This window comes from Citrobacter sp. TBCP-5362 (genome assembly GCF_005406305.1).
Taxonomy (GTDB): domain Bacteria; phylum Pseudomonadota; class Gammaproteobacteria; order Enterobacterales; family Enterobacteriaceae; genus Citrobacter_B; species Citrobacter_B koseri.
In genome coordinates, this window is the sequence record NZ_CP040234.1 from 3244436 (window position 1) to 3269284 (window position 24849).

Sequence of the window (24849 nt, forward strand, 5' to 3'; positions counted from 1 at the left end):
AGTATAACCAGGAACTGGTACCCGTTTAATTCTTCAGTAATGCTACGTCCATCTGTTGAATGACGCAATGGAGTTACCATGAATACGTCAGCCGTTTCACTCAGTCGCACCGGGCTATCGCTCTTGCTGACAGGCCAAATGCTGCCGCTTATTGATACATCGATTACCAACGTCGCCCTGGAATCCATTACCCGGTCTTTACAGGCGACAACGACGCAACTGGAGTTAATTGTCGCCCTCTATGGGATTACGTTCGCGGTCTGTCTGGCGTTGGGGAGCAAGCTCGGCGATAACTACGGTCGCCGCCGCCTGTTTATGTGGGGAGTCGCATTCTTTGGCGTCGCCTCCCTGCTCTGCGGTCTGGCGAATTCTATTCACATGCTGCTGGGCGCCCGTATTTTGCAGGGGGCTGGCGCGGCGTTGATCGTGCCGCAAATTCTCGCCACGCTTCACGTCACGCTAAAAGGAAGCGCGCACGCAAAGGCCATCAGTTTGTATGGCGGTATTGGCGGCATTGCCTTTATCGTCGGTCAAATGGGCGGTGGCTGGCTGGTCTCGGCGGATATCGCCGGGCTTGGCTGGCGCAACGCATTTTTTATTAATGTCCCGGTCTGCCTTCTGGTACTGGCATTCAGCCGCCGCCACGTTCCCGAAACGGCCAGCGAAACCCGCGCCGACATCGACTGGTTGGGCACCGTCTGTCTGGCCGCCATCCTCTGCTGCCTGCTTTTTCCTATGGCGCTGGGGCCAGAAACCGGCTGGCCCTGGCAGGCTCAGGCGGCGCTATTTGCCATTCTCCCGCTGGGATGGTGGATGCGTAAAAATGCGCTCCGGCAGGAGCTGCGCCACCAGCACCCGCTTCTGCCGCCGCGCCTGTTACGGCTGACCAGCATCCGCTTCGGCATTCTGATCGCATTGCTGTTTTTTAGCGCATGGTCAGGTTTTATGTTCTGTATGGCGCTGACTCTGCAAATGGGTCTGGGGATGGCGCCGTGGGAATCCGGTAACAGCTTTATCGCCCTCGGCGCGGCCTATTTCATCTCGGCCTGCTACGCACCGCGATTGATTGCGCGCTACAGCATGGGGCGTATTCTGTTGATGGGTCTGGCGATTCAGATAGTCGGCTTAGCCGGGTTAATGATGACCTTCTGGCATTCGGGTATGCAAACATCCACCTTCGCGCTGGCGCCGGCAACGGCCCTGATAGGTTATGGACAGGCGCTGATCGTGAACAGCTTTTATCGTATCGGCATGCGCGATATCAGCACGCAGGATGCCGGAGCCGGAAGCGCCATTTTAAGCACGTTGCAGCAAGCCACATTGGGGCTTGGCCCGGCGGTGCTGGGGGCGTTATTTTTGCATCTGCAACACAATAGTCACGGCGATTATACGCAGTCGGTGATCGGTTTTCTGGCCGTCGAAGCTGCCATGATGCTCAGTCTGGTTCTGGCGACATTATGGTTTCGCCGCGCATTGAATATCAATGCAACCCGCCCCTGTATGGTGTCAAAATAACAAACCTGCATCGTGCAATTTGCATAATATCCGCACAGCGGTCATCATAGACCGCTGTTTATAAAGGAGACGTTATGCAGGAATTAATATCTCAGGTAGAAGAACTCGGGATCGAAATGAATCACACCACTTCGCTGGTGATGATTTTTGGCATTATTTTTCTCACTGCCATCATTGTGCATATTATTTTGCATTGGGTGGTGCTGCGAGCCTTTGAAAAGCGCGCCAGCGCCAGTTCACGCCTGTGGCTGCAAATCATTACCCAGAATAAATTATTTCACCGCCTGGCATTTACGCTCCAGGGGATTATCGTCAATATTCAGGCTGTGCTCTGGCTACAAAAGGGGACTGAGGCGGCTGAGATATTAACCACCTGCGCACAGCTGTGGATCATGATGTATGCCCTGTTGTCCGTCTTTTCGTTACTGGATGTTATTCTCAACCTGTCGCAAAAATTCCCGGCGGCGTCTCAGCTTCCGCTGAAAGGGATATTCCAGGGCATCAAACTCATCGGCGCCATTATCATCGGTATTCTGATGATCTCCCTGCTGATAGGTCAGTCTCCGGCCATTCTCATTAGCAGTCTCGGTGCGATGGCCGCCGTCTTAATGCTGGTGTTTAAAGACCCCATTCTCGGTCTGGTCGCGGGTATACAGCTTTCAGCGAACGATATGCTGAAGCTGGGCGACTGGCTGGAAATGCCGAAATACGGCGCGGACGGCGCGGTGATCGATATCGGCTTAACCACCGTGAAAGTGCGTAACTGGGATAATACCATTACCACCATCCCCACCTGGTCCCTGGTTTCGGACTCTTTCAAAAACTGGAGCGGCATGTCCGCCTCTGGCGGTCGCCGAATTAAACGCAGCATCAGTATCGACGCCACCAGCATTCATTTTCTTGATGAGGATGAGCAGCAGCGTTTATATAAAGCGCATTTGTTAAAGCCCTATTTAACCACCCGTCATCAGGAAATCCAGGAATGGAACCAACAGCAGACTGCGCCGGAATCCGTACTCAATCATCGTCGGATGACCAATATTGGCACTTTCCGCGCCTACCTGAATGAATATTTACGCCACCATCCGCGTATCCGCAAAGATATGACCATGATGGTACGCCAGCTTGCGCCGGACGATCAGGGTTTACCCATTGAGATTTACGCGTTTACCAATACCGTGGTGTGGCTGGAATATGAAAGTATTCAGGCCGATATTTTCGACCACATTTTTGCCGTGGTCGAAGAGTTTGGCTTACGGATTCACCAGTCCCCTACAGGAAACGATATTCGCGCGCTGTCCGGGGCGTTTCAGCGCTAATATCAGGTACTGGCGCGGGAAATATAGCGCCAGTCCATCATCACCCTTTCGGTTGACGCATCCGGGTGTTCAATCCGGTTCAGCAGCAGCCCGACCGCTTTACGGCCAATATCGCGGGAAGGCTGCTCGATAGTGGTCAGTTGCGGGGAGACCATCTCCGCCAGCTCCGTACCGTCAAAACCCACGACGGCGATATCCTGCGGGATGCGCAATCCGGCGTTGGCAATGGCGCGCATGGCGCCTGCCGCCAGGGTATCCGATACCGCAAAAACCGCATCCGGGCGCGTTTCTGCCGCCAGCAAAACGTCCATCGCCGCCATTCCGGCGCTGGAACTCAGTTCGCTGGCATACTCTACCGCCTGATAATCCAGAGACCAGGCATGAAGCGCCGCCTTATACCCCCGCTCCCTCAGACGCGCATATTTATAGCTTAAATCATGGTTGATCAGCGCAATCCGCTGATACCCCTTTTCGACCAGATGGAAGATGACCGACTGTGCGGCATCAACGTCATTGATCCCCACACAGGAGACCGCGCCTTTATCGGCGTATTCCGCGCACTGCACCCACGGCGCATCGCCGATCATGGTGGTCAGCTCCGGTAATTTTGAAAACGCATCCATAGTGATAATGCCATCGACAATTTTCCCCGAGAGCAGTTTCAGCGCCGATTTTGAACGCGCCATATCCGAGCCTGAATTACACAGCAGAATGCGATACCCGTTTTTCTCCGCCTCTTCTTCAATGCCCTTCACCACTTCAGCGCAAAAAGGGTTCGCAATATTTGAAACCATCACCAGAATCATTGAGCTGCGCGCGGTGCGAAGCTGGCGCGCCAGCAGGTTGGGCTGATAGTTACTTTCCTTGATGGCTTGCAGCACGCGCTCGCGGTTTTTGGCTTTGACGGTATCACTGTTATTGAGCACGCGTGATACCGTCGCCACCGACACACCGGCGAGCTGGGCGATTTTTTGAATAGACATAACGGCGACACATCCTGCGGTTTGCGCTTTGTGTTGAGGCTACCATAAAATCGCCCTCCGGCGAACCGGGCGAAGGTTTACCGCATCACGCTCACCCACCGCTGGTGTTGATGGCTTTTCACAATGGCGTCAATGATATACATCACGTCAGCACCGTCCGCGAACGAGGCAAAACGACGCACCTCCGGCGCGGGCATTTTTCCTGCCTGCACCGCAAGATAAAACTGCTGCATCATGTTTTTAAAGGCATCCGGCCAGCCCTCAATATGCCCACCGGGAAAGTGCGCGCTGCCAGCCACATCCGCGTTCATTAATCCGGGGTCGTCCGTCAGGATCTGATTCGCCTGCTGCCGGTGGCCGATCCACAGCTGCTGCGGCACTTCCTGATCCCAGGCCAGCGAACAGTGACTGCCGTTAATCTCAAATGTCAGCTGGTTTTTCCGCCCGGCGCTCACCTGTGAAACGCTGAAACAGCCTTTGCTACCGTCATCAAAACGTACCAGCACCGCGCCTCTGTCTTCCGTGCTGACCGGTTTATCTACCCACTGGCGTTCCGTGAGCGGCTGAGTAAACGTCGAGTTTCCTTCCACGCTGGCCTTACGCGTTGGCCAGACCGTGGCAAGATCCGCCATCACCTCCACAATCCGATTTCCGGTAACAAACTGCACCGTGTCGCACCAGTGTGAACCGATATCCGCCACCGCGCGTGAGCCCCCGCCAAGCGCGGGGTCTACGCGCCAGTTATAGTCGGTTTCCAGCAGCATCCAGTCCTGCAAATAACTGCCCTGCACGGAAAACTGCCGCCCAATGCTCCCGGCGCGTACCATGCTGGCAGCCTGCTGCACCATCGCAAACTGCCGGTAGACAAAACTCACGCCATGCACCACCCCCGCCTGCTCCGCCAGTGCGGCCAGTTCACGCGCTTCATCCGGCGTCATGCAGAGCGGTTTTTCGGAGAACACAGACAACCCCGCCCGCAACGCCTGGCGATTAATGTCGGCATGAAGATAGTTCGGCGTGCAATTGTGTACCACCTGCAATCCCGGATGCGCCAGTAATGCCTCCACGCTGCCGTAAGCATGCGGAACGTTTAGCGCCCGGGCTTTCTCCTGCGCCTTCTCCAGCGAACTGTCACAAAGCGCAACCACCGATACGTTTCCCGGTCGGCGCAAGGCTTCAATATGCGCAGGGCCAATAAACCCGGTTCCGATAATGCCAACCTGAATCATTTACGTACCTCATCACCCGCAGCGAAATCATCAAACGCATGCTCAGAAACCGGAATAATATGACGGCGAATAAATTCACTGCCCTCACGCGCGCCGGTGGCGGCTTCTTTCAGGCAGCACTCCCACTCCAGTACCGCCCAGCCGGGGTAATCATATTGGGCGAACTTGCTGAACAGCGTTTTGAAATCCACCTGTCCGTCGCCCGGCGAACGAAACCGCCCGGCCCGCTCAATCCAGGGTTGATACCCGCCGTATACGCCGCTACGGCTGCTGGCGCGATACTCGGCATCTTTCACATGAAACGCTTTAATGCGCGAGTGGTACACATCCACAAAACCCAGATAATCCATCTGTTGCAGCAGCAGGTGGCTGGGATCGTACAGAATATGGCAACGCGCATGATCGTCGACCAGCGCTAAAAAACGCTCGAACGTGACGCCATCGTGCAAATCCTCGCTGGGGTGAATCTCATAACACACGTCCACGCCATGCTCATCAAAGCAGTCGAGAATCGGTCGCCAGCGGCGCGCCAGTTCGCTGAACGCCTCGTCAAAACGCTGACGATTATGCGGCGGCCAGGGGTAAAAATAGGGCCAGGCGAGCGAACCGGAGAAGGTGGCATGTGCGGTCAGCCCCAGTTTTTGCGAAGCGGCGGCAGCCTGTTGCAACGTCTGCGTCGCCCATGCCTGTCGCGCCTGCGGGTTTCCGCGCACCGACGGCGGCGCAAAACCGGCAAACGCCTCATCATAGGCCGGGTGTACCGCAATCAGTTGACCTTCAAGATGGGTCGATAATTCACTGATGACCAGGCCGTGATCCGCCAGCATCCCGCGAATATCATCACAGTAGGTCTGGCTCACGGCGGCCTGTTCAACATCAAACAACGCTTTATGATTGCAGGGGATCTGCAAGGCCTTATAACCCAGCCCTGCCGCCCAACCGGCCAGCCCTTCCAGCGTATTAAACGGGGGTTGCCTGCCGATAAACTGCGCCAGAAAAATACCCGGTCCCTTAATGGTTCTCATAACCCCTCCTGAAAATTACGCCTGCTCTTTCTCGTCATACTTGAAAGCGAAAAGGAAAATCGCGGCAATCACCGCAGCGGCCACTGCCGGGAGCCACCAGAACGTCACCCAGGCCTGGGGAACCGCCTGCCCCGCCACCAGGCGGTTGTACAGCGCGCCTGAAATCTGCGAGCCGAGCAGCATACCGATGCCATAGGTAAACATGACGATCATACTTTGCGCCTGCCCCTTCACCTTTTCTCCGGCAATGCGGTCGGTATAGATAAAACCCACGACAAAGAAAAAGTCATAGCACACGCCATGAAGCAAAATACCGAGATAGAGCAGGAAGCGCCCCTCTTCGCTGATGCCGAGCGCAAAGAAGGCATAACGGACAAACCAGGCGCACATCCCGATCAGCAGCATGTATTTCACCCCCAGACGGCGGAACAGGAAGGGGATCACCAGCATAAAGACGATTTCGGACATCTGGCCGAATGACATCGCGGTGCTGACATCGCCCACGCCAGCATCCGCCAGGAACGAGGCGGTATAGGCGTAGTAAGTTCCCAGCGGCACGGAGATTAACGTCGCGCAAAGCGAGAACACAAAGAAGTGGCGGGTCTTGAGTAATGCAAACGCATCAGCGCAAAAAAGATCGCGTATCTTCACCGGCAACCCCTTCGCTGGCGCAGGGGTGTGCGGCAGCGTCAGGCTGTAGAGCGCCAGAATCACAGAGCAGAGCGCGGCAAGCGTGAAGATCCCGGTGGTGTCGGAAATCCCCGTCACGCCGATAAAAATACCGGCCACAATCCAGCCAATCGTGCCGAACACGCGTACAACCGGGAAGGTTTTATCTTTATCTGACAGGCTATGAAAGGCGATGTTGTTGGTCAGCGCCAGCGTTGGCATGTAGCACAGCGTATAGCCAAACAGCAGCCCGATGAGCAATGCCCCGTTTTGCGCCACCAGCGCCTGCGGCACAAACCACAGAATCGCCGCCCCCGCCACATGCATCACCGCCATCACTTTTTGCGACGCAAAGAAGCGATCCACCAGCATCCCCAGTACAAACGGCGACAGGATGGAGGCGATCGGCCCGGCGGAAAACGCATCGCCAATCAGCAGCGACATGTTGTACTGGGTCATCACCAGCCCCAGCGTCACCGACCAGCTCCCCCAGATGAAGAACTGTAAGAACATCATTAACGACAGTCTCGGCACCAGCAGCCGGTACTGTACGGTCTGTTTTCCACTACTTTCGGTTGTCGACACCATTTTTTTGCCTCACCTTTAAAAAGTAATCGATTACAAATAAACTCAAAATGAAAAGTAATCGATTACAAAACAAAGATCCTGCGGATCAAATAAGAATTGCGAGGAGAGTCACGATAAAGGTGAAGCGTGGCGCGGCGCACGATGTTGCGGGTGGCGGCTGTGCAGGCCCGGTAAGCGCAACGCCACCGGGCAGCAGGATTAACGGGTTTTACGGCGCAGTAATTTAAAGGCAACGAACAGGAACAGTATCCATACCGGCAGCAATATCGCCGACATGCGCATATCGTCAATGGTACACATCAGAACCAGAATCATCGCCAGAAAAGCAATGCACAGGTAGTTCCCGGCAGGGTACAGCAACGCCCTGAACTGCGTGTCGCGACCTTTGCGCCGCATCGCCGCGCGAAAACGCAGGTGCGCCAGGCAGATCATAATCCAGTTCAGCAGCAGCGTGGCGACCACCAGCGCCATCAGTAAGCCAAAGGCTTTCTGCGGCAGCAGATAGTTGATGAGTACCACCAGCGAGGTGATAGCGCCAGAGAGCACCAACGAGTTCACCGGTACGCCACGGCGACTGACGCGGGTTAAAAACTTCGGCGCATTTCCCTGAACGGAAAGACCGAACAGCATACGGCTGTTGGAATAGACGCCACTGTTATAAACCGACAGCGAGGCCACCAGAATGACAAAGTTCAGCGCAGAAGCCACCACGTTACTGTCGAGATTATGGAAAATCATCACGAACGGGCTGCTGTTGGATTGCACTTCCACCCACGGATAAAGCGCTAACAGCACCACCAGCGAACCGATATAAAACAGCAGAATACGGTAAACCACCTGATTCACCGCTTTTGGAATGCTTTTATGCGGATCGCGCGCTTCAGCGGCGGTGATCCCAATAAGCTCAAGCCCGCCGAAAGAGAACATGATCACCGCCAGAGAGAGGATCAGCCCGTTCCAGCCGGTAGCGAAAAAGCCGTTGTAGCGCCAGAGATTCTCGATACTGGCATGTTCTCCCCCGTTACCAGAAAAGAGCATCCACAGGCCAAAGCCGATCATGCCGATAATCGCCAGCACTTTGATTAGCGCAAACCAGAACTCCGTTTCACCGTACAGGCGCACGTTCACGAGGTTAACGGCGTTGATGATAATGAAGAACGCGGCGGCCCAGATCCAGGTTGGAACATCGGGAAGCCAGTATTGCATATAGATACCGGCGGCAGTCAGCTCCGCCATTCCGACCAGTACGAACATGACCCAGTAGTTCCAGCCGGAAAGAAAACCGGCGAAGGGGCCCCAGTATTTGTATGCAAAGTGCGCGAAAGAGCCGGAAACGGGTTCTTCAACCACCATTTCACCCAGCTGGCGCATGATGAGGAAAGCGATAATTCCGGCGACGCCGTAACCCAGCAGAACCGCCGGGCCAGCCATTTGAATGGCGGGGCCAATCCCCAGAAACAGACCTGTACCAATTGCGCCGCCCAGCGCAATCAATTGAATATGGCGGTTTTGCAACCCCCGTTGAAGCGTCGGCTCTCCGTTCGACGCAGCATCAGGCAAACTGTTGCCAGATGCAGTTGACGCGTTTTTCACGCCCTACCCCTGTATCGTTTTTATTGAAGGGGCACCTTTTAACATTTCGCTATAGTTGCCGCAAGGCACAATCCTCAGGGATGCGCCAGGCATCCCTGCCTGACGCCCCGAGGCGACGCTATTTATTATTTGTTCAGATCAATACGCACCACGCTGTCTGGCGCATCAGTCGAGTGATCTTTATTGAATTTCTGTTTCACCGTGACATACAGCGTCTGGCCATCGGTGGACAGCAGCAGGCTGTTTGGATTCGGCGGCAGATCCCAGGATTTCTTCACGCTGTAATCCGTCGCGTTGAGGCTGAGCAACTTCCCGGACTCACGCTGAGAAATATAAAGTTCATTGCGTTTCGGGTTGAATTTCACCGATAAGGAATCACCCACATCCAGCTGTTTGATGAGTTTGCCCGTATGGATATCCAGCACCAGCGTGGTTTTCGCTTTGGAGTTGTCGGTAACAAACAGGCGACCGGTTTGCGTATCTTCCGCCATATTCAGTAGCAGCGCCGGTTTATCACCCAGCGGTTTCCAGCGTTTTTCTACGCGCTGCGTGCGAGGATTGATAACCAGAATTTCACCGCCGCCATTCGCGGCATAGATACGCTGCGTGCTGTCAGAATAGTGCAGACCGGTCATCCATTTACCGGTATTTTTGATGCGGGTTTTCAACTTCAGGGTGTCGGCATCGACGACCCAGATCACCGCCGGATCGGCAACGGCGCCGATATACAGCAGGCCGTTATGCAGCAGAACCTGACGCGCGCCGTACGGGAATCCTTCCGGGTTACGTTCCGGGAAGAGCACACGGTTTTTCACTTTGCCGTCGGCGGTATTCAGCGCGCTCACGCCGCCATCCAGCGAATTGGTGACATAGACGGTTTTACCGTCCGGCGAAATCGCCATACCGAAGTTTTTCAGGTCAGTGTGGCTGGCGCCAATGGTTTTCAGCGTCTTCGGGTCCAGTTTGTAGACCACCCCGCCCTGCACATCTTTAAAACCTTCGGCGCTGGCAACGTAAAGCGCATCGCCTGACGGGCTTAACGCCATTTCATACAGTCCATCGGCTAAATCACGTTTCTGAACATCGGTCGCAACGGCTGGCGCCGTCGACGTTACCTGCGGCGCAACGGGGGTTGAAGAACCGGAAGTGGCCGCACAACCACTTAATGCAACGGCAATCAGCAGGGCCAACGCGGATGTTGTCTTTTTCATTTTGGAAATCCTTACCTGGGTAATGTGAACCATGTGAAAAAAGCCTGATAACGTCCTTTGCACGCGGCAGTGACGTGATGAACCATCCGTGTAGAGAGGGAAAGTCTTACGAACCGTAAGCGCATTCGCCGCCAGGCCATTAAATAATAAAGAGAATGAGAACTATACTTATTCTCTTTAGCGAAGCAAGAATAATTCACCCGAAAGACGAAATTTCAAAACGGTGGTTTGAAGTACAAGCCAGATGGGCATACCAGGGCACGTCGTATAATTTTCATGAATTGTTCTGGACGAAAAGGCTTCACACACCACAGAATATGTTTTAATTTTTTTTCTATATTTTCAAACGCGTGAGTCGGATCTACTATCTGTCACTCGTTTTTGAGTCACGTCGGGCATCGGCTGTCATGAATAAAATCATTAAACGGTTAGAGATCGTCAAAAGCGCCATCGAACTTGAGGATGAGGAGATCATCCATCAGCAACTTGCGCACCTGAAAGACGCCTCTCTGGATGTGGCCATCGGCACCATTGCCCTGGCGATCGAGGAGCGACGTTTCGGCGACGCGATGCGTGAAATTGCCGCCTGGTTACAGTCCCAGCGCGCCGTCTCGACGTGGCAGGACCCCGGCATCGCCGCCAGCAAGCTGGAACTGAAGGCGCTCGAAACGCAGCTACGCGAGCTGATCGACAAACGCAATGCCCGCATCCAGATCCTCGACGACTTCAACGATTTGTATCACTTGCGCCTTGGCCCGCTCATGGGCCGTATTCTGGAGCTGCGCAAACAGCTGGCCGCCAGCGCGCAGCGTAGGCAAGAGGCCGAACTCAGACGACGTGAAAAGGACTATCAGTCCTGCCAGCAGTATATTTCTCAGGCTATCGATCAGTTAGTGAAGCTTAAACAGCACTGGGTAAGCCTTAGCTCAACCTCCCGGGAAGCGGTGGAAACCAGAGAGCGTATTCAGCAGCAGACGGAACTTATCACCTCCCTGCTGGCGGAAATTCGCGAGCTGGAGAATGATTTCTCACGTCAGGATGACAGCGCAACCCGACAGGCGCGTGAAGAGGCCGATCACGAATATGAGGAATATCAGGAGCAGCATCAGGATGCGCAGCACCGCTATGCGCGCGATCAGCGCCTCTCTGCTGATGAACGTAATGAGCTTAAACGCCTGTGGCGCCAGGCCAGCCGACTCTGCCACCCGGACGTGGTCGCCGATGAGCTGAAAGAAAAAGCGCACCAGATGATGGTTCAACTTAACCAGGCCAGGCAGAATGCCGACCTGGCCACGATCCGTTCGCTACTTACCCAGTTGCAAAGCGGTCTGGAGCCGATGCTGGCGAGCGACAGGCTGAACAATCTTGCCCATCTGCGCAGTAAGATAGAGCAACTCAGAACGCAAATTAACGCCCTGCTCAAAGAGATAAGCGAGCTGGAAACGGAGAACGCCTGGCGTCTTGCCACATCCGTAACCGACAAAGAAGCGTACTTTGCCGAGCAGGAGCGCGCATTAGCGGAAATTCGCGATACGCTGGAAGTTCAGGTAAAACATGCGGAACAAGAGATCCTCGCAGGGTAAGGCGGAGCGTCAGGGAGGCAGGGATACCGTTGCTCACAACATCATCATGACCACCCTTTACCCTTTATAGCCGTCGAACTTTATTGCCCATTAAAAAACTAATGATGATTCTTTCGATCTCTGCTTCTTCACGCGAATTTTTAAAATCAAAACGACAGGAGACCTGATAACAGGAATACAGCTGATTCTCTGCATCAAATTCATTGACCATCACCACATCCACCACTTTTAAGTCGAGTTGCAAATAGCCGAATTGCTCAAAATCCAGAGACGCGCCTTTTATGACGGCATCTTTATAGAGAAAACGCGTATTCGCATCCTGCGCAATTAATGCACATCCCCCCCTGGACATATTTTTAATTTTGAAAGAATAATTCTCTCCATTTTTATATCGTCCAAAGCAGTTGAAACTGTGTCCCTTCAGGAAGGAGAAGCGCTGATGCTGGCGTCGTTGTATAAGAAAGACCATCTCGGGAATGAAATACGCCAGCGCATTCTCCATGCCGTCTGACATTTCCTGATCAATTCTGGCGTTAAATTTTATAATTCCATTTTCACTGTGAAGAATAAACGTTTGGATCTTTTTGGTGACAATATCCTTATGGTGAGGGATAACAAAATGTTCAAAATCAACTTTTTCCAGCTGCGTGACCACACTAGTGTTGGCATATTTAAGCTCTAGTTTAGTCTTCTTTAGTAGCTCTTCACGGAAAACAGCGATAATTTCAAACTTGTTATCCTTCATCAATCCAAAACTCATCAGCAAGTCCTTATTTTTTATTCGAGATACATCTCATTCTCGTTTATGTGAAAAACGCAAAATCGTCCCCCATCCCTAGCTTTTGATTACCATAATGGATTCCAGATCAAATAATTCGTGAGAAATTAAGTTTTTAACTATTTTTGCCGTTTTATTGATACATAAAAACATTCATAAATGATTAAAGTTAGCGTAACTTATGTGCTACACAATACAAATTTAACTCAAAATTATAACAATTTGGAATAACATCGCTGCTCGCGCCGCGATTCTGAAATAAAAAAAGAGGGATTGCAATATAAACTAAAGGAGTAGACTGTCGGATTTTTTCATTATGCGTGGAATTTACACTGCGGCATCGTCTTTAATATTGAAGAAGATCTGGAGAACAAAAATGTAACGTCAGGAGGGAAAAAATAATAATGAACCTGAGCAGAAACACTTAAAATAAATTAACCTGTTAAGGCTTACTTTCTTTGCGGCGATAAAGACAAAATATTCACCACGCAACAGTAATAACTTGATTTTAAAAGATAAACATAATTCACCGTTCAATACGCTATGGCATCTCATCCGGCCCATGAAGCGTACTCCACGAGCCGGACGACTGGCGCAGCAGGTATAACGTTATGAGCGCTTATGTTGATGCGTGCGCAACCACATCAGTTTATACGCCGCCGGAATGATAAATAGCGACAGCAGCGGCGCGGTGATCATACCGCCAATCATCGGCGCGGCAATACGGCTCATCACTTCTGAACCCGCCCCGGTTCCCCATAAAATAGGCAACAGACCGGCGATAATCACCGCCACGGTCATGGCCTTTGGCCGCACGCGAAGAACCGCACCGTGGTACAGCGCCTCATCAAGTTTCTCTGCCGTAAAGGTTTGTGGATTATCCAGAGACGGCTCCGCTTCAATCGCATGACGCAGGTACATCAGCATGACCACGCCAAACTCTGCGGCGACGCCTGCCAGCGCGATGAATCCTGTTCCGGTGGCAACGGACAAATGAAAGCCCATCCAGTACAGGAACCAGATCCCGCCGACCAGGGCGAAAGGAACGCTGGTAATGATCAGCAGCGCTTCTCCCACCCGACGAAACGCCAGATACAGCAGAACGAAAATAATCATCAGCGTCATCGGCACCATCAGCTTCAGCTTATGGCTGGCGCGTTCAAGCAGCTCAAACTGCCCGGAAAACGCCACGCTGGTTCCCGGTTTCAACTGCACCTTTTCCGCGATCGCTTTTTTCAGATCGTTAACTACCGACACCATGTCACGATCGCGCGCATCAATATAGATCCAGCTTGCAGGTCGGGCATTTTCGGTTTTTAACATCGACGGTCCTGGCGCGATCTTCACGTCCGCCACATCCGCCAGGGTAATTTGCTGCTGCATTGGCGTCAGAATCGGCAGTTGACGTAAGGTTTCCGGGCTGTCGCGATAGCGTTGCGGGTAGCGCAGGTTAATGGGATAACGCGCAATCCCCTCCACGGTTTCGCTTACCATCGCCCCACCGACTGCGGAGGTAATAAACAGTTGTACATCACCGACGGTCATCCCGTAACGAGCGGCTTTTTCACGATGAATGTCGATATTGAGGTAACGGCCTCCTTCCAGCCGTTCCGCCAGCGCCGACGCAACGCCCGGTACGGTTCTGGCAACCTCTTCGATCTGCTCCGCCGTGGCATCAATATCAGCCAGCACGGTGCCGGACACTTTAATACCGATCGGGCTTTTTATCCCGGTAGACAACATGTCGATTCGGTTACGGATTGGCGGCACCCACAGATTCGCCAGCCCCGGTAAGCGCACCGTTTTATCCAGTTCTTCGATGATTTTGTCCATCGTCATTCCCGGTCGCCACTGATCCTGCGGTTTCAGTTGGATCGTCGTTTCCACCATCTCCAGCGGCGCAGAGTCGGTGGCCGTTTCCGCCTTGCCGGTTTTGCCGAACACGCGCGCCACTTCCGGCACCGTCATGATCAGTTTATCGGTTTTTTGCAGCATATCCGCCGCCTGCGCCGCCGAAATCCCCGGTAGCGTGGAAGGCATATACAGCAGATCGCCCTCGTTAATTTGCGGTAAGAACTCCCCGCCCACTTTATTAAGCGGCCAGATGACCGTCAGGATCGAAAGTACCGCCACCAGCAGCGTGGTCTTCGGCCAGTGCAGCACTTTCAACAGCAGCGGGTGATAAATGCGGATCAAAAAGCGGTTAAGCGGATTACTGCTCTCTGCCGGGATCTTGCCGCGAATCCAGTAGCCCATCAGGATCGGGATCACCACGATCGCCAGGAAGGCTGCCCCTGCCATCGCATAGGTTTTAGTGAATGCCAGCGGGCCGAACAGGCGTCCTTCCTGCCCTTCGAGGGTAAAAATCGGGATGAACGACAGGGTAATAATCAGCAGACTGATAAACAGCGCCGGGCCCACTTCCACCGAGGCGTTCGTGATAACCTTCCAGCGCGTTTCGTTATCCAGCGAGTCGCCGGGATGCTGGTGCCCCCACTCCTCCAGCCGTTTATGCGCGTTTTCGATCATCACAATCGCGGCATCCACCATTGCCCCTACCGCAATGGCGATCCCGCCGAGCGACATAATATTGGCGTTCAGCCCCTGAAAATGCATCACGATAAAGGCAATACAGAGGCCCAGCGGCAACGAAATGATCGCCACCAGCGCAGAGCGGACATGCCACAGGAACAGCGCGCAGACCAGCGCAACCACAATAAACTCTTCGAGCAATTTGTAGCTGAGGTTATCAATAGCGCGGTCAATCAGCTGGCTGCGATCGTAGGTTGTCACGACGTCAACGCCTTCCGGCAGACTGCTTTTCAGCGTTTCCAGCTTCGTCTTCACGGCGGAAATAACGTCCCGGGCGTTTTTACCGGAACGCAGGATCACCACCCCGCCCGCCACTTCGCCTTCGCCGTTCAGTTCAGCAATGCCCCGGCGCATTTCCGGGCCAATCTGTACGCGGGCGACATCGCGAAGGTACACCGGAACGCCGTTCTCACCGGATTTCAGCACAATGTTGTTGAAGTCATCGAGGGTCTGCAAATAGCCGCTGGCGCGCACCATGTATTCCGCTTCTGACAATTCGACGGAGGAGCCCCCCGCCTCCTGGTTGGACATATCCAGAGCCGACTTCACCTGCGCAAGGCTGATGCCATACTGCGTGAGTTTCATCGGGTCGATAACGACCTGGTACTCTTTCACCACGCCGCCGACCGAGGCCACTTCCGCCACATTCGGAATGGTTTTCAGCTCATACTTTAAAAACCAGTCCTGTAAAGAGCGCAGTTCCGCCAGATCGTGTTTACCGCTGCGATCCACCAGCGCATATTCAAATATCCAGCCGACGCCGGTGGCGTCTGGCCCCATTTCCGCGCTGACGCCCGCAGGCAGTTTCCCCTGCACCTGATTGAGGTACTCCAGCACGCGAGAACGCGCCCAGTAGGGATCGGTGCCATCTTCAAAAATGACGTACACGTAAGAATCGCCAAACTGCGAGAAACCGCGCACCGTCTTCGCGCCTGGCACTGACAGCATGGTGGTCGTCAATGGATAGGTCACCTGATTTTCAACAATCTGCGGCGCCTGTCCCGGATAGCTGGTTTTCACAATTACCTGCACGTCAGACAGGTCAGGTAGCGCATCAACCGGCGTGTTAATGATGGTCCAGGTTCCCCAGATGCTGAGGAACAGCGCCCCCATCACAACCAGAAAACGGTTCGCTACGGAGCGGCGGATAATCCATTCAATCATTTGTCATTCCCTCAATGTGAATGGGCCGCATGATCGGGCGCAGCAGATTGCGCCCGCATACGATCCAGCGCGCCGGAGATATTGGCTTCGGAGTCAATCAGGAACAGTCCGCTGGAGACCACTTTTTCACCTTCGGCAAGCCCGCCGCGAATCGCCGTCACGCCTTGTGATTCATGGAACACCGAGACCTGTTTCGGCACAAAGCGACCGTCGTTGTCGACGGCGATCACCCGCTGTTCCGTTCCATTATCAATCAATGCTTTAGACGGGATTAACAGCATCGGTTCGCTTTGCGTTTTCAGCTTCAGGTACGCATTCATTCCGGGCTTGAGCGCTTCATCAGGGTTATCAACCTGTAAGCGCAACTGGAGGGTACGGGTGGTGGCGTCCACGCTTGGCAGAATCGCCCATTTACTGATGGTGAAGCGTTTATCCGGCCACGCGGGCACGGTAATATCGAACTGCGAGGCATCTTTAATCAGCCATGCGATGGATTCAGGAACGGCCGCGCTGATCCACACCGGGTCCATCCCCTGGATTTTCGCCACCACGTTATCTTTGGCGATATTCATCCCGGCGCGCAGATCGAACGCGGTGATCACCCCATCAATAGGCGCTTTCAGGGTAAAGCGGGTTTGAATTTTACGGGTCGAGACTAAGCGGCGGATATCCTCTTCCGGCATCCCGGCCAGACGCAGTCGTTCAAGAATGCCTTCCACCTGCGTTGCCGTACCACCCGTTTCCCGCAGCAGTAAATATTCACTCTGGGCTTCAACCCAGTCAGGAATGGTCAGGTCGATCAGCGGCGTTCCTTTCTTAATTTTATCCCCCACCGTCAGCGGCCAGACTTTATCGATAAAGCCAGCGGAACGCGCCTGCATAATCACAAACTGGTATTCATTGAAACTGACGTTAGCCGGAAAAGTTTGCGCGTAGCGCAGCGGCCCACGGCGGACAGCCTCCGTCTTTAACCCTAAATTCTGCGTCTGTACCGGATCGATACGCACGCCTGGCGCAGAGGTCGTGTCTGACTCTTCGTCAGCGTATTTCGCCACCAGATCCATATCCATAAACGGCGATTTACCGGGCTTATCAAAGCGCGTATTCGGATACATGGGGTCATACCAGAACAGAACCTTACGGGCCTCCTTTTCGGAGGCAGGCGCAGTATCGACAGGCTGATGCGCAGACGCAAAATAAGCGTAAACGCCGACCGAGATAATCCCTCCGACGATCATACTGCCGAGAATAAGCGCGGTAGTTTTTATTTTTAAAGACGCCATAGTGACTTCCATTCGATCCATTTTCTGGATCAGTTACGCGGGAGATATGCCCGCGCTTCTGTAAACCCGGGCAAGAACAAAGAGACAGCGAATACGCTTTACTGGCTGACCTGAATATCGCGTAATAAAGAGAGATTGCCCTGCTGAACGAAAGTAAACGCCACTTTGTCGCCGGGTTTAATGTCACCGGAACGGGTTTCCGGGGTCAGGGTAAAGCGCATCGTCATCGCAGGCCAGTTGACCGCCGGAATAGGTTCATGATCGATAGTCACTTTTTTCGTGTCTTTGTCGATGGCTTTAACCACGCCGGTTGAATGAATCACCTGCTCCGGCTGCGCCGCTGATGCGTTATTCATCATCTCGCCGTGGTGGTGTTCATTCGCCTGAACGTTAAATACCACGGCGGAGAACAGACCCAAAATCGCCGCTTTTACTGTATTGTTCATCATGCTTTCTCCTGAAAATAACGATAAATTTTTATTCCACCCAACCGCCGCCCAGCGCGGTGAACAGCGTAATTTCATTAGCCTGTCGGGCGTAATTCAGATCGAGTAACGTTTGCTGGGTTGAAAACAGAGAGCGCTCCGCATCCAGCACTTCGATATAGCTGACCGCGCCATGCTGATAGAGCGCTCTGGCGCGTTGCAGCGTAATACGCAGCGAGCTCAGATAACGCTGTTGCGCGGTTATCTGGTCGGCCAGGCTCTGGCGCAAAGCCAGCGCATCCGCCACCTCTTTAAACGCGGTCTGGATCTTCTGTTCATAATTCACAACCGATTGCTGCTGGCGAATTTCCGCCAGATCGAGGTTGGCCTGATTACGTCCGGCGTTAAAAATCGGCAGTTCCACTTTCGGGATAAAATTCCACATCCCGCTCGCGGCATTAAATAAACGGGAGAGATCGCTGCTGCTGCCGGACACCCCGCTGGTCAGGGTAATGGAGGGAAAAAAGGCCGCGCGCGCCGCGCCAATATTGGCATTCGCCGCCATCAACGAATGTTCAGCTTCCATAATATCCGGGCGCTGCAACAAGATTTGCGAGGAAAGCGACGGCGGGAGCGTCACGTTTTTAATATCTCCGCTATCGCGCGCCCTGTCATCCGGCAGCACAGAATAAGTGCCCAACAGCAATTGCAGCGCATTATTAGCCTGCGCCAGCTCGCCCTGTCGTTTCGCAATATCGCTGCGGGTGCTTTCAATCACGCCCCGCGCCTGTTCCAGCGCCAGAACGGTCGTGCTGCCGGTCAGCAACTGCTTTTCTACAAATGCGTAAGAGCGTGTATAGTTTTCCAGCGTTTCTTGTGCGATTTGCAACTGCGCGTACGCCAGCCGTTGATTAAAATAACTTTGCGCCACGTTTGAGATTAATAAGATATGCACTGCCCGGCGCGCTTCTTCGCTGGCAAAATAGTTCTGTCGGTCAGCCTCACTCATGTTTTTCAGCCGGCCAAAAAAGTCCAGATCAAAACTCAGATTCAGCCCGGCTTCATATTCGCGGGTACTGCTGCTGTCACCCTTTAATTTTCCTTCCCAGCTTCCGCTGGCATCGGAATTAAGCTGCGGATAACGATCGGCATCCGTCACCCGGTATTGCGCTCTGGCTTCCTGCACTTTCAGCGTCGCCATGCGCAAGTCACGGTTATTGCGTAACGCCTCACCGATCAGCGACTTTACTTGCTCATCAACAAAAAAGGTTCGCCAGCCGGTCTCCTGATACCCCGCAGGCGCAGAAACCAGCGCATTCTGGCTCAGGGAGAATTGTTGCGGCACCGGCAACGCGGGCCGCTGATAGTCCGGCGCCAGCGAACAGCCCGTCAGAACAAGCATCACGCTGAGGGTAAGAAGCTTAAATTTGCGCATAGCGTTTCTCGTCCCAACGGGACTGATAACCATATAGTGAATGTGAATTTATGCCCTGTACCTTAACGAAGTGACTCTGTTCGGCCCGTGACAGGAAAATGACAAAGTTGTCATTTTCCCAATAACCGATTGCTATCCGATCCTGCTCCTCTAGAATTGAAAACCCGCCCAACCTTTGCGTGAAGGAAGACGTGATGAAGATTCTGATAGTCGAAGACGAGAAAAAAACCGGTGAATACCTGACCAAAGGTCTGACGGAAGCGGGCTTCGTGGTGGACCTGGCGGATAACGGGCTTAACGGGTATCACCTGGCGATGACGGGAGATTACGATCTGCTGATCCTCGACATCATGCTGCCGGATGTGAATGGCTGGGATATTGTCCGTATGCTGCGCACCGCCAACAAAGGCATGCCAATCCTTCTTCTTACCGCGCTGGGCACCATTGAACACCGGGTAAAAGGTCTGGAGCTGGGGGCTGACGACTATCTGGTTAAACCGTTCGCTTTCGCTGAATTACTGGCTCGCGTCAGAACGCTGCTGCGTCGCGGCGCGGCGGTGATGGTCGAAAGTCAGTTTCAGGTCGCGGATTTGACGCTCGATCTGGTCAGCAGAAAAGTGACCCGCAACGGCATGCGCATCACGCTCACCAGTAAAGAGTTTACGCTACTGGAGTTTTTCGTCCGCCACCAGGGAGAAGTCTTGCCCCGCTCGCTGATCGCTTCCCAGGTCTGGGATATGAACTTTGACAGCGATACCAACGCGATTGACGTTGCCGTTAAACGGCTGCGCGCGAAAATCGATAACGAGTTCGAACCGAAACTCATCCAGACCGTGCGTGGCGTGGGCTATGTGCTTGAGGTACCGGATGGTGACTAAACGCTTTCAGCGCCCTTTCTCGCTGGCGACGCGCCTGACATTTTTCATCAGCCTCGCCACCATTGCCTCTTTTTTCGCGTTTGCCTGGATCATGATTCACTCCGTAAAAGTGCATTTTGCCGAGCAGGATATCAATGACCTGAAAGAGATCAGCGCGACGCTGGAGCGAATCCTCACGCATCCCGACGAACCGGAAGCGCGTCGGCTGGAAATCCTAAAAAACGTTGCCGCCGGTTACTCGAACGTCATCATTTCGCTGGAAGATGCCAACCAGCGGGCGATTTTTCACTCTCCCGGTTCACCTGATCTTCGCCAGTTTATCGCCAAAGCCACGCCGGATAGCAGCGCGCGTAACGGCGATGTCTTTTTGTTGTCCAGCCCGGACTTACAAAGCAAGAGGCACGCTAACGGGCACGGTGCTCATTCCGCATGGCGCATGATTCGCCTGCCGGTCGGGCAACTCGCGGACGGGCAACCAGCCTACACGCTCTATATGGCGTTATCGATCGACTTCCATCTGCACTATATTAACGATCTGAAAAATAAGCTGATTATGACGGCCTCGTTGATTAGCATGATGATCATTTTTATTGTGCTGTTCGCCGTCTACAAAGGCCATGAACCGATTCGCAGCGTCAGCCGCCGGATTCAAAATATTACGTCGAAAGACCTTGATGTGCGTCTTGACCCGCAGGCCGTTCCGATTGAGCTGGAGCGGCTGGTGCTCTCGTTTAACCATATGCTTGAACGCATTGAGGATGTTTTTACCCGCCAGTCGAATTTCTCTGCGGATATCGCCCATGAAATTCGCACCCCGATTACGAACCTGGTGACGCAAACAGAGATTGCGCTAAGCCAGACCCGCAGCCAAAAAGAGCTGGAAGACGTACTCTACTCCAACCTCGAAGAGTTTGGCCGTATGTCGAAGATGGTAAGCGACATGCTGTTTCTGGCTCAGGCCGACAATAACCAGCTCATCCCGGAGAAAAAGGCGCTCGACCTGGCGGATGAAGTCCACAAGGTGTTCGACTTTTTTGAAGCCTGGGCAGAAGAACGCGAAGTGCGTTTGCATTTTGAAGGACGCGCGTGTTGGGTATCCGGCGATCCCATCATGTTACGCAGAGCGCTCAGCAACTTGCTGTCTAACGCCATGCGCTACACCCCGAAAGGCGAAGCCGTCACCGTGCGGCTCAAAGAAATGGACAGACAGGCACAGATTACCGTTGAAAACCCCGGCGCCCCCATTGCGCCAGAACATTTACCGCGCCTGTTTGACCGCTTCTACCGGGTTGACCCTTCCCGACAGCGTAAGGGCGAAGGCAGCGGAATTGGGCTGGCGATTGTCAAATCAATTGTCATCGCCCATCAGGGAACCGTGTCCGTAACGTCCGATCTGCGCGCAACGCGCTTTATTCTGACATTGCCGAAACATGGCGATTGAAATGCAGTGATAACGACGCAGCGAAATGGGGTCTGACAGAAAGGCGAGAATAAAGACTGGCGCGCCCTGCAGGATTCGAACCTGCGACCCACGGCTTAGAAGGCCGTTGCTCTATCCAACTGAGCTAAGGGCGCACTGTGTGAAGCGATGGCTTCATGCGGATGAAACGCGTGAATTATACGGTGAGCGCCTGCTGAGTCAATGGCTTTTGTTCTGGTTGCTGAGGAAGTGTACGAATATTTTTTTCTGGCGCTACGCAACTATCCAGGAAATCACCTGGTAAGAACTCGGCCTGCATAAAGTGGCATTTTAAGGATAAATGTATTTAGAAAATTAATGCGTTTACTTACTATTTCCTCCCCACTTCCCAGCTGTTCAGGATATTTTTTATGCTGAGTGTCGCCATAAAAGAACAAAATAGCCATTTCGAACACGGTCTTAAAATCATCATGACTCGTCTGACTCATCAGTGGCATCAGAAAATTCAATTTCTACCTGCTGATGATATAGACAAAGCGGATATCGCATTTTTATCGCTGGATGAAGACTGGTTTAGTGCCGGATGTTATCAGATACCGGTACATACCCGGCACCAGCAGAGAGTCATTATTTGTAATGAATACGATAAAGACAAACTTATGTTCAGGCCGTGTCTCTATATGCTGCCGCATATTTATCGGGAGGACGATGTTGATGAGATAACCAAAAAGATGGTGCTTATCCTGCATAAACGGGCACTTCGCCGCAGCGTTCCCCCTTCTGTTTGCCATTACTGTACGACTCGCCATTTCTCCATTCTGGAACGCCAGTTTTTAAAGATGGTCGCCCGCGGGCACCGGTTAAGCGAAATTGCCGTACTCCTTTCGCTGAGCGAAGAACAAACCAAATCAATTCGCCGCAGCATCATGAAGAAACTGCACGTAAAAAATGAACAGCAGTTCTTAAATTACATCAGAGTTAACCTGGGTTTTCTGCAAGAATAGACATATTCTCAATTTTCCATCCATCATGTTGAGAAATATCTCACAGATGATTAAGTAACGTCATCTACAGCGATTTTTCGCATACTGCCACAATGACACTTATCATATTTCCTGATTGCACAACCGTCAGGAACCGAAAATATTCGGCGGCATTTTTTATGCCTACAGGAGTGTTTTTGTGGCAACTCGCCCGGTATTACAGGGAAATATTCTTGACTCTGCAACATTGCGCACTCAAAAGGAACGTCCTTTTTGTTGGGAATATCCTTTAAAGCTTGAGCCGATAGTCCATTTATCTTCTGCCCGCACCTTTGGCTATGAAGTTCTGACTCAGGTTCCTTTTCATGTCAATACTGAGCATTTTTTTCGCCACCTCTCGTCAGAAAAAATAGTGGCGAATTTTTATCAGCAAGTCGCCACTATTACGCATTATCCCAAAGGCGTACATTATTTTCTTAATTTACCGCTGAAGGTATTTTTACACCTGGATTTTTTTAATTCAGGAGTAACCCCCTGCCCATCCAATCTGATCCTTGAAATCCAGGACCCAGAAACGCTTTTTTCACTTAATAGCCGCCAGCGTTCCCAACTCTATGAAAAAATAAAACAGGTTGAGTCTATCGGAATTCCCGTCTGGCTGGATGATGTCGATGAAAATTTGATCAAAGAAGTGGCTGCCGCCCGCTGGCGTTTTAGTGGTCTGAAACTGGATAAAAATGCGTTCTGGGATCTAATTCTGCATCCTCAGAAACTGCGCCAGGTGATTTTTATGGGGTATAACATTGCAGATGTCATACTCATTGAAGGTATTGAAAATCATGCGCAAAAAGAAATTGCTTTTCATTCTGGCGCCCAATTAGGCCAGGGATACTTATGGCCCGCGCTTTTGCAAAACAAAGAGTAGAAAAACGGAAAGGGAAAGGATGCGCAGCGCACTTCGCAAAGAAAGACATCGCCGTTTAAGAAATACCGATTGCACTCACCACTACCATCACCTTGAACCACAGGTATTTGATCGTCTGGAATATCTGACCCAACGTCTCAATTATGCCCTACCGGACAATACAATCTCTCAGGTTATTATCACGACGGATAACTATCTCGGATATACACTGAATCGCTATTTATTTTCTGGAAAACGCACGGCGGTGTTCAGCTCTCTGGAATCACCCTCACGCAGGCTGGAAGAGACGGGCATCAGACAATTGATTGTTGATATGGCTGGACTGGCGGTCTCCTGCTACGAAACGCTTGAGCGATTACGCCTGCTTATCCGAGAGCGAAGCGATATCCAGGTTTACTTACTGGTGCCGGATAAGGATGTTAGTCTGACGCGTTTTATGCAAAAAGCCGGTAAGTTTTATATTCTGCAACGTCGCCAGAATCTCTCATCATTACGTAACGCCTTATTATCTCCCTCCACCGTTCAAAATACTGATGGCACCTTTAGCCATACTGACTGGAAGATCATTTCCGCGTTATCTCAGGGTATGTCTTTAAAGGAAATCGCGCTTTTACTCAATACGCCTTATCACCGGGTGATCTATCGACTCAATCAACTTATTACTCAGTTGGATCTGCCGCATCGACACAGTTTGCTGTATCTGATACACCGCCTTAGCGTCACTTCTCTTCACTTAATTTAACACGCTAACCTCTTAAGCTATAAGATTTTTTAAGAAATTACTTATTTTAACGCCTGACTAAATGTAAATTTTTTACATAAAATTAATATTTACAACTATTCCTGGTATCATAGGAAAATCCCTCTTTCTCTATAATCCTTCAATTGACGGGCTCTCACGGCCTCATCGTTGAAAATTCGCCCAAAAATCACATAACAGAAACTAAACAATTGGTCTTTTGTGTTGTTTTTATATTTAAAAAAAATACTTTTAGCCACAGAACATTGATTCAACAGAGAATAAAACCAAACGCTATTAAACAGTCTAAAACATGCAGAACATCCTAACAGCCAGCACCGATTTGTGTACCGTAAGCCTTTTCCGAAAAAATAGACCAGGTATAATCCTCCCTATTCTTAGTTAATCAGAATTTTCTTTTTTGTTGGTGCGAAATGGATATTCCCCACGCTTATTGCTCTTACGCAAAATAGTCAGTTAACAAGGATGGTATTACCTTCACCACTTCCCAG

At 52.2% G+C, this 24849-nt stretch carries 19 protein-coding genes and 1 tRNA gene; 8 read left to right on the plus strand and 12 right to left on the minus strand.

Annotated elements, in window-relative coordinates; genetic code table 11:
* The first annotated feature begins 78 nt into the window (after positions 1 to 78).
* Complete coding sequence (locus tag FD428_RS15500) at positions 79 to 1515, plus strand: MFS transporter (protein ID WP_114847744.1); 1437 nt, start codon at positions 79 to 81, stop codon at positions 1513 to 1515.
* A gap of 74 nt (positions 1516 to 1589) precedes the next feature.
* Complete coding sequence (locus FD428_RS15505) at positions 1590 to 2834, plus strand: mechanosensitive ion channel family protein (RefSeq protein ID WP_114847743.1); 1245 nt, start codon at positions 1590 to 1592, stop codon at positions 2832 to 2834.
* Between the two features lie 2 nt (positions 2835 to 2836).
* Here the strand turns inward: FD428_RS15505 and FD428_RS15510 are convergent, their stop codons facing one another.
* The 6 genes from FD428_RS15510 to FD428_RS15535 all read right to left on the minus strand — a co-directional run bounded on the left by FD428_RS15510 (position 2837) and on the right by FD428_RS15535 (position 10132).
* A complete protein-coding gene (locus FD428_RS15510; protein ID WP_114847742.1) occupies positions 2837 to 3817 on the minus strand; it encodes a LacI family DNA-binding transcriptional regulator in 981 nt (326 codons plus the stop codon).
* Between the two features lie 77 nt (positions 3818 to 3894).
* Positions 3895 to 5046: a Gfo/Idh/MocA family protein gene (locus FD428_RS15515; protein WP_114847741.1), complete on the minus strand. Its 1152-nt coding sequence runs from the start codon at positions 5044 to 5046 to the stop codon at positions 3895 to 3897.
* Positions 5043 to 6071: a sugar phosphate isomerase/epimerase gene (locus tag FD428_RS15520; protein WP_114847740.1), complete on the minus strand. Its 1029-nt coding sequence runs from the start codon at positions 6069 to 6071 to the stop codon at positions 5043 to 5045. The genes FD428_RS15515 and FD428_RS15520 overlap by 4 nt, the downstream gene beginning before the upstream one ends.
* Positions 6072 to 6086: 15 nt before the next feature.
* Positions 6087 to 7328 (minus strand): MFS transporter, encoded by a 1242-nt coding sequence (locus FD428_RS15525; RefSeq protein ID WP_049010302.1) that lies wholly within the window; start codon positions 7326 to 7328, stop codon positions 6087 to 6089.
* A 198-nt stretch (positions 7329 to 7526) separates the two neighbouring features.
* Positions 7527 to 8921 (minus strand): phenylalanine transporter, encoded by a 1395-nt coding sequence (gene pheP / locus FD428_RS15530; RefSeq protein WP_049010305.1) that lies wholly within the window; start codon positions 8919 to 8921, stop codon positions 7527 to 7529.
* A gap of 125 nt (positions 8922 to 9046) precedes the next feature.
* Positions 9047 to 10132: a YncE family protein gene (locus FD428_RS15535; protein ID WP_114847739.1), complete on the minus strand. Its 1086-nt coding sequence runs from the start codon at positions 10130 to 10132 to the stop codon at positions 9047 to 9049.
* 407 nt (positions 10133 to 10539) lie between these two features.
* Here FD428_RS15535 and FD428_RS15540 point away from each other — a divergent pair, with 407 nt between their 5' ends.
* On the plus strand, positions 10540 to 11715 hold the full coding sequence (locus FD428_RS15540) for a DnaJ family molecular chaperone (RefSeq protein ID WP_114847738.1): 1176 nt from the start codon (positions 10540 to 10542) through the stop codon (positions 11713 to 11715).
* A 64-nt stretch (positions 11716 to 11779) separates the two neighbouring features.
* Here the strand turns inward: FD428_RS15540 and FD428_RS15545 are convergent, their stop codons facing one another.
* From FD428_RS15545 to FD428_RS15565, 5 genes are all read right to left on the minus strand, one after another.
* A complete protein-coding gene (locus tag FD428_RS15545) occupies positions 11780 to 12475 on the minus strand; it encodes a flagellar brake protein (protein ID WP_012133436.1) in 696 nt (231 codons plus the stop codon).
* A gap of 627 nt (positions 12476 to 13102) precedes the next feature.
* Positions 13103 to 16249: a CusA/CzcA family heavy metal efflux RND transporter gene (locus FD428_RS15550; protein ID WP_114847737.1), complete on the minus strand. Its 3147-nt coding sequence runs from the start codon at positions 16247 to 16249 to the stop codon at positions 13103 to 13105.
* 11 nt (positions 16250 to 16260) lie between these two features.
* Complete coding sequence (locus tag FD428_RS15555; RefSeq protein WP_123907527.1) at positions 16261 to 17532, minus strand: efflux RND transporter periplasmic adaptor subunit; 1272 nt, start codon at positions 17530 to 17532, stop codon at positions 16261 to 16263.
* Between the two features lie 98 nt (positions 17533 to 17630).
* Positions 17631 to 17978 carry a cation efflux system protein CusF gene (gene cusF / locus FD428_RS15560; protein WP_049011847.1) on the minus strand — a complete coding sequence of 116 codons (348 nt, stop codon included), beginning with the start codon at positions 17976 to 17978 and terminating at the stop codon, positions 17631 to 17633.
* Positions 17979 to 18009: 31 nt separating this feature from the next.
* Positions 18010 to 19392 carry an efflux transporter outer membrane subunit gene (locus FD428_RS15565; RefSeq protein ID WP_114847736.1) on the minus strand — a complete coding sequence of 461 codons (1383 nt, stop codon included), beginning with the start codon at positions 19390 to 19392 and terminating at the stop codon, positions 18010 to 18012.
* A 194-nt stretch (positions 19393 to 19586) separates the two neighbouring features.
* Here FD428_RS15565 and cusR point away from each other — a divergent pair, with 194 nt between their 5' ends.
* Both cusR and FD428_RS15575 read left to right on the plus strand, forming a co-directional pair.
* Positions 19587 to 20270 carry a copper response regulator transcription factor CusR gene (gene cusR, locus FD428_RS15570; RefSeq protein ID WP_024130574.1) on the plus strand — a complete coding sequence of 228 codons (684 nt, stop codon included), beginning with the start codon at positions 19587 to 19589 and terminating at the stop codon, positions 20268 to 20270.
* Positions 20260 to 21711 (plus strand): Cu(+)/Ag(+) sensor histidine kinase, encoded by a 1452-nt coding sequence (locus tag FD428_RS15575; protein WP_114847735.1) that lies wholly within the window; start codon positions 20260 to 20262, stop codon positions 21709 to 21711. The genes cusR and FD428_RS15575 overlap by 11 nt, the downstream gene beginning before the upstream one ends.
* Before the next feature lie 57 nt (positions 21712 to 21768).
* On the opposite strand, the gene FD428_RS15580 is transcribed toward FD428_RS15575, so the two are convergent.
* Positions 21769 to 21845 (minus strand) — tRNA-Arg (locus FD428_RS15580).
* A gap of 255 nt (positions 21846 to 22100) precedes the next feature.
* Here FD428_RS15580 and fimW point away from each other — a divergent pair.
* The 3 genes from fimW to FD428_RS15600 all read left to right on the plus strand — a co-directional run bounded on the left by fimW (position 22101) and on the right by FD428_RS15600 (position 24340).
* Entirely contained in the window at positions 22101 to 22694 is a 594-nt protein-coding gene (gene fimW / locus FD428_RS15590; RefSeq protein WP_047458307.1) for a fimbria biosynthesis transcriptional regulator FimW, read from the plus strand.
* Between the two features lie 178 nt (positions 22695 to 22872).
* The gene (locus tag FD428_RS15595) at positions 22873 to 23598 is read left to right on the plus strand and encodes an EAL domain-containing protein (protein ID WP_223849118.1); all 726 of its coding nucleotides are present in this window, start codon (positions 22873 to 22875) and stop codon (positions 23596 to 23598) included.
* 19 nt (positions 23599 to 23617) lie between these two features.
* Positions 23618 to 24340 (plus strand): fimbriae Y protein, encoded by a 723-nt coding sequence (locus tag FD428_RS15600; protein ID WP_114847733.1) that lies wholly within the window; start codon positions 23618 to 23620, stop codon positions 24338 to 24340.
* Positions 24341 to 24849 lie beyond the last annotated feature (509 nt).

Bases quoted from the DNA above. Each gene is read 5' to 3' on its own strand.
- FD428_RS15500 (WP_114847744.1), top strand. From the start codon at position 79: ATGAATACGTCAGCCGTTTCACTCAGTCGCACCGGGCTATCGCTCTTG.
- FD428_RS15505 (WP_114847743.1), top strand. From the start codon at position 1,590: ATGCAGGAATTAATATCTCAGGTAGAAGAACTCGGGATCGAAATGAAT.
- FD428_RS15510 (WP_114847742.1), bottom strand. From the start codon at position 3,817: ATGTCTATTCAAAAAATCGCCCAGCTCGCCGGTGTGTCGGTGGCGACG.
- FD428_RS15515 (WP_114847741.1), bottom strand. From the start codon at position 5,046: ATGATTCAGGTTGGCATTATCGGAACCGGGTTTATTGGCCCTGCGCAT.
- FD428_RS15520 (WP_114847740.1), bottom strand. From the start codon at position 6,071: ATGAGAACCATTAAGGGACCGGGTATTTTTCTGGCGCAGTTTATCGGC.
- FD428_RS15525 (WP_049010302.1), bottom strand. From the start codon at position 7,328: ATGGTGTCGACAACCGAAAGTAGTGGAAAACAGACCGTACAGTACCGG.
- FD428_RS15535 (WP_114847739.1), bottom strand. From the start codon at position 10,132: ATGAAAAAGACAACATCCGCGTTGGCCCTGCTGATTGCCGTTGCATTA.
- FD428_RS15540 (WP_114847738.1), top strand. From the start codon at position 10,540: ATGAATAAAATCATTAAACGGTTAGAGATCGTCAAAAGCGCCATCGAA.
- FD428_RS15545 (WP_012133436.1), bottom strand. From the start codon at position 12,475: ATGAGTTTTGGATTGATGAAGGATAACAAGTTTGAAATTATCGCTGTT.
- FD428_RS15550 (WP_114847737.1), bottom strand. From the start codon at position 16,249: ATGATTGAATGGATTATCCGCCGCTCCGTAGCGAACCGTTTTCTGGTT.
- FD428_RS15555 (WP_123907527.1), bottom strand. From the start codon at position 17,532: ATGGCGTCTTTAAAAATAAAAACTACCGCGCTTATTCTCGGCAGTATG.
- cusF (WP_049011847.1), bottom strand. From the start codon at position 17,978: ATGAACAATACAGTAAAAGCGGCGATTTTGGGTCTGTTCTCCGCCGTG.
- FD428_RS15565 (WP_114847736.1), bottom strand. From the start codon at position 19,392: ATGCGCAAATTTAAGCTTCTTACCCTCAGCGTGATGCTTGTTCTGACG.
- cusR (WP_024130574.1), top strand. From the start codon at position 19,587: ATGAAGATTCTGATAGTCGAAGACGAGAAAAAAACCGGTGAATACCTG.
- FD428_RS15575 (WP_114847735.1), top strand. From the start codon at position 20,260: ATGGTGACTAAACGCTTTCAGCGCCCTTTCTCGCTGGCGACGCGCCTG.
- fimW (WP_047458307.1), top strand. From the start codon at position 22,101: ATGCTGAGTGTCGCCATAAAAGAACAAAATAGCCATTTCGAACACGGT.
- FD428_RS15600 (WP_114847733.1), top strand. From the start codon at position 23,618: ATGCGCAGCGCACTTCGCAAAGAAAGACATCGCCGTTTAAGAAATACC.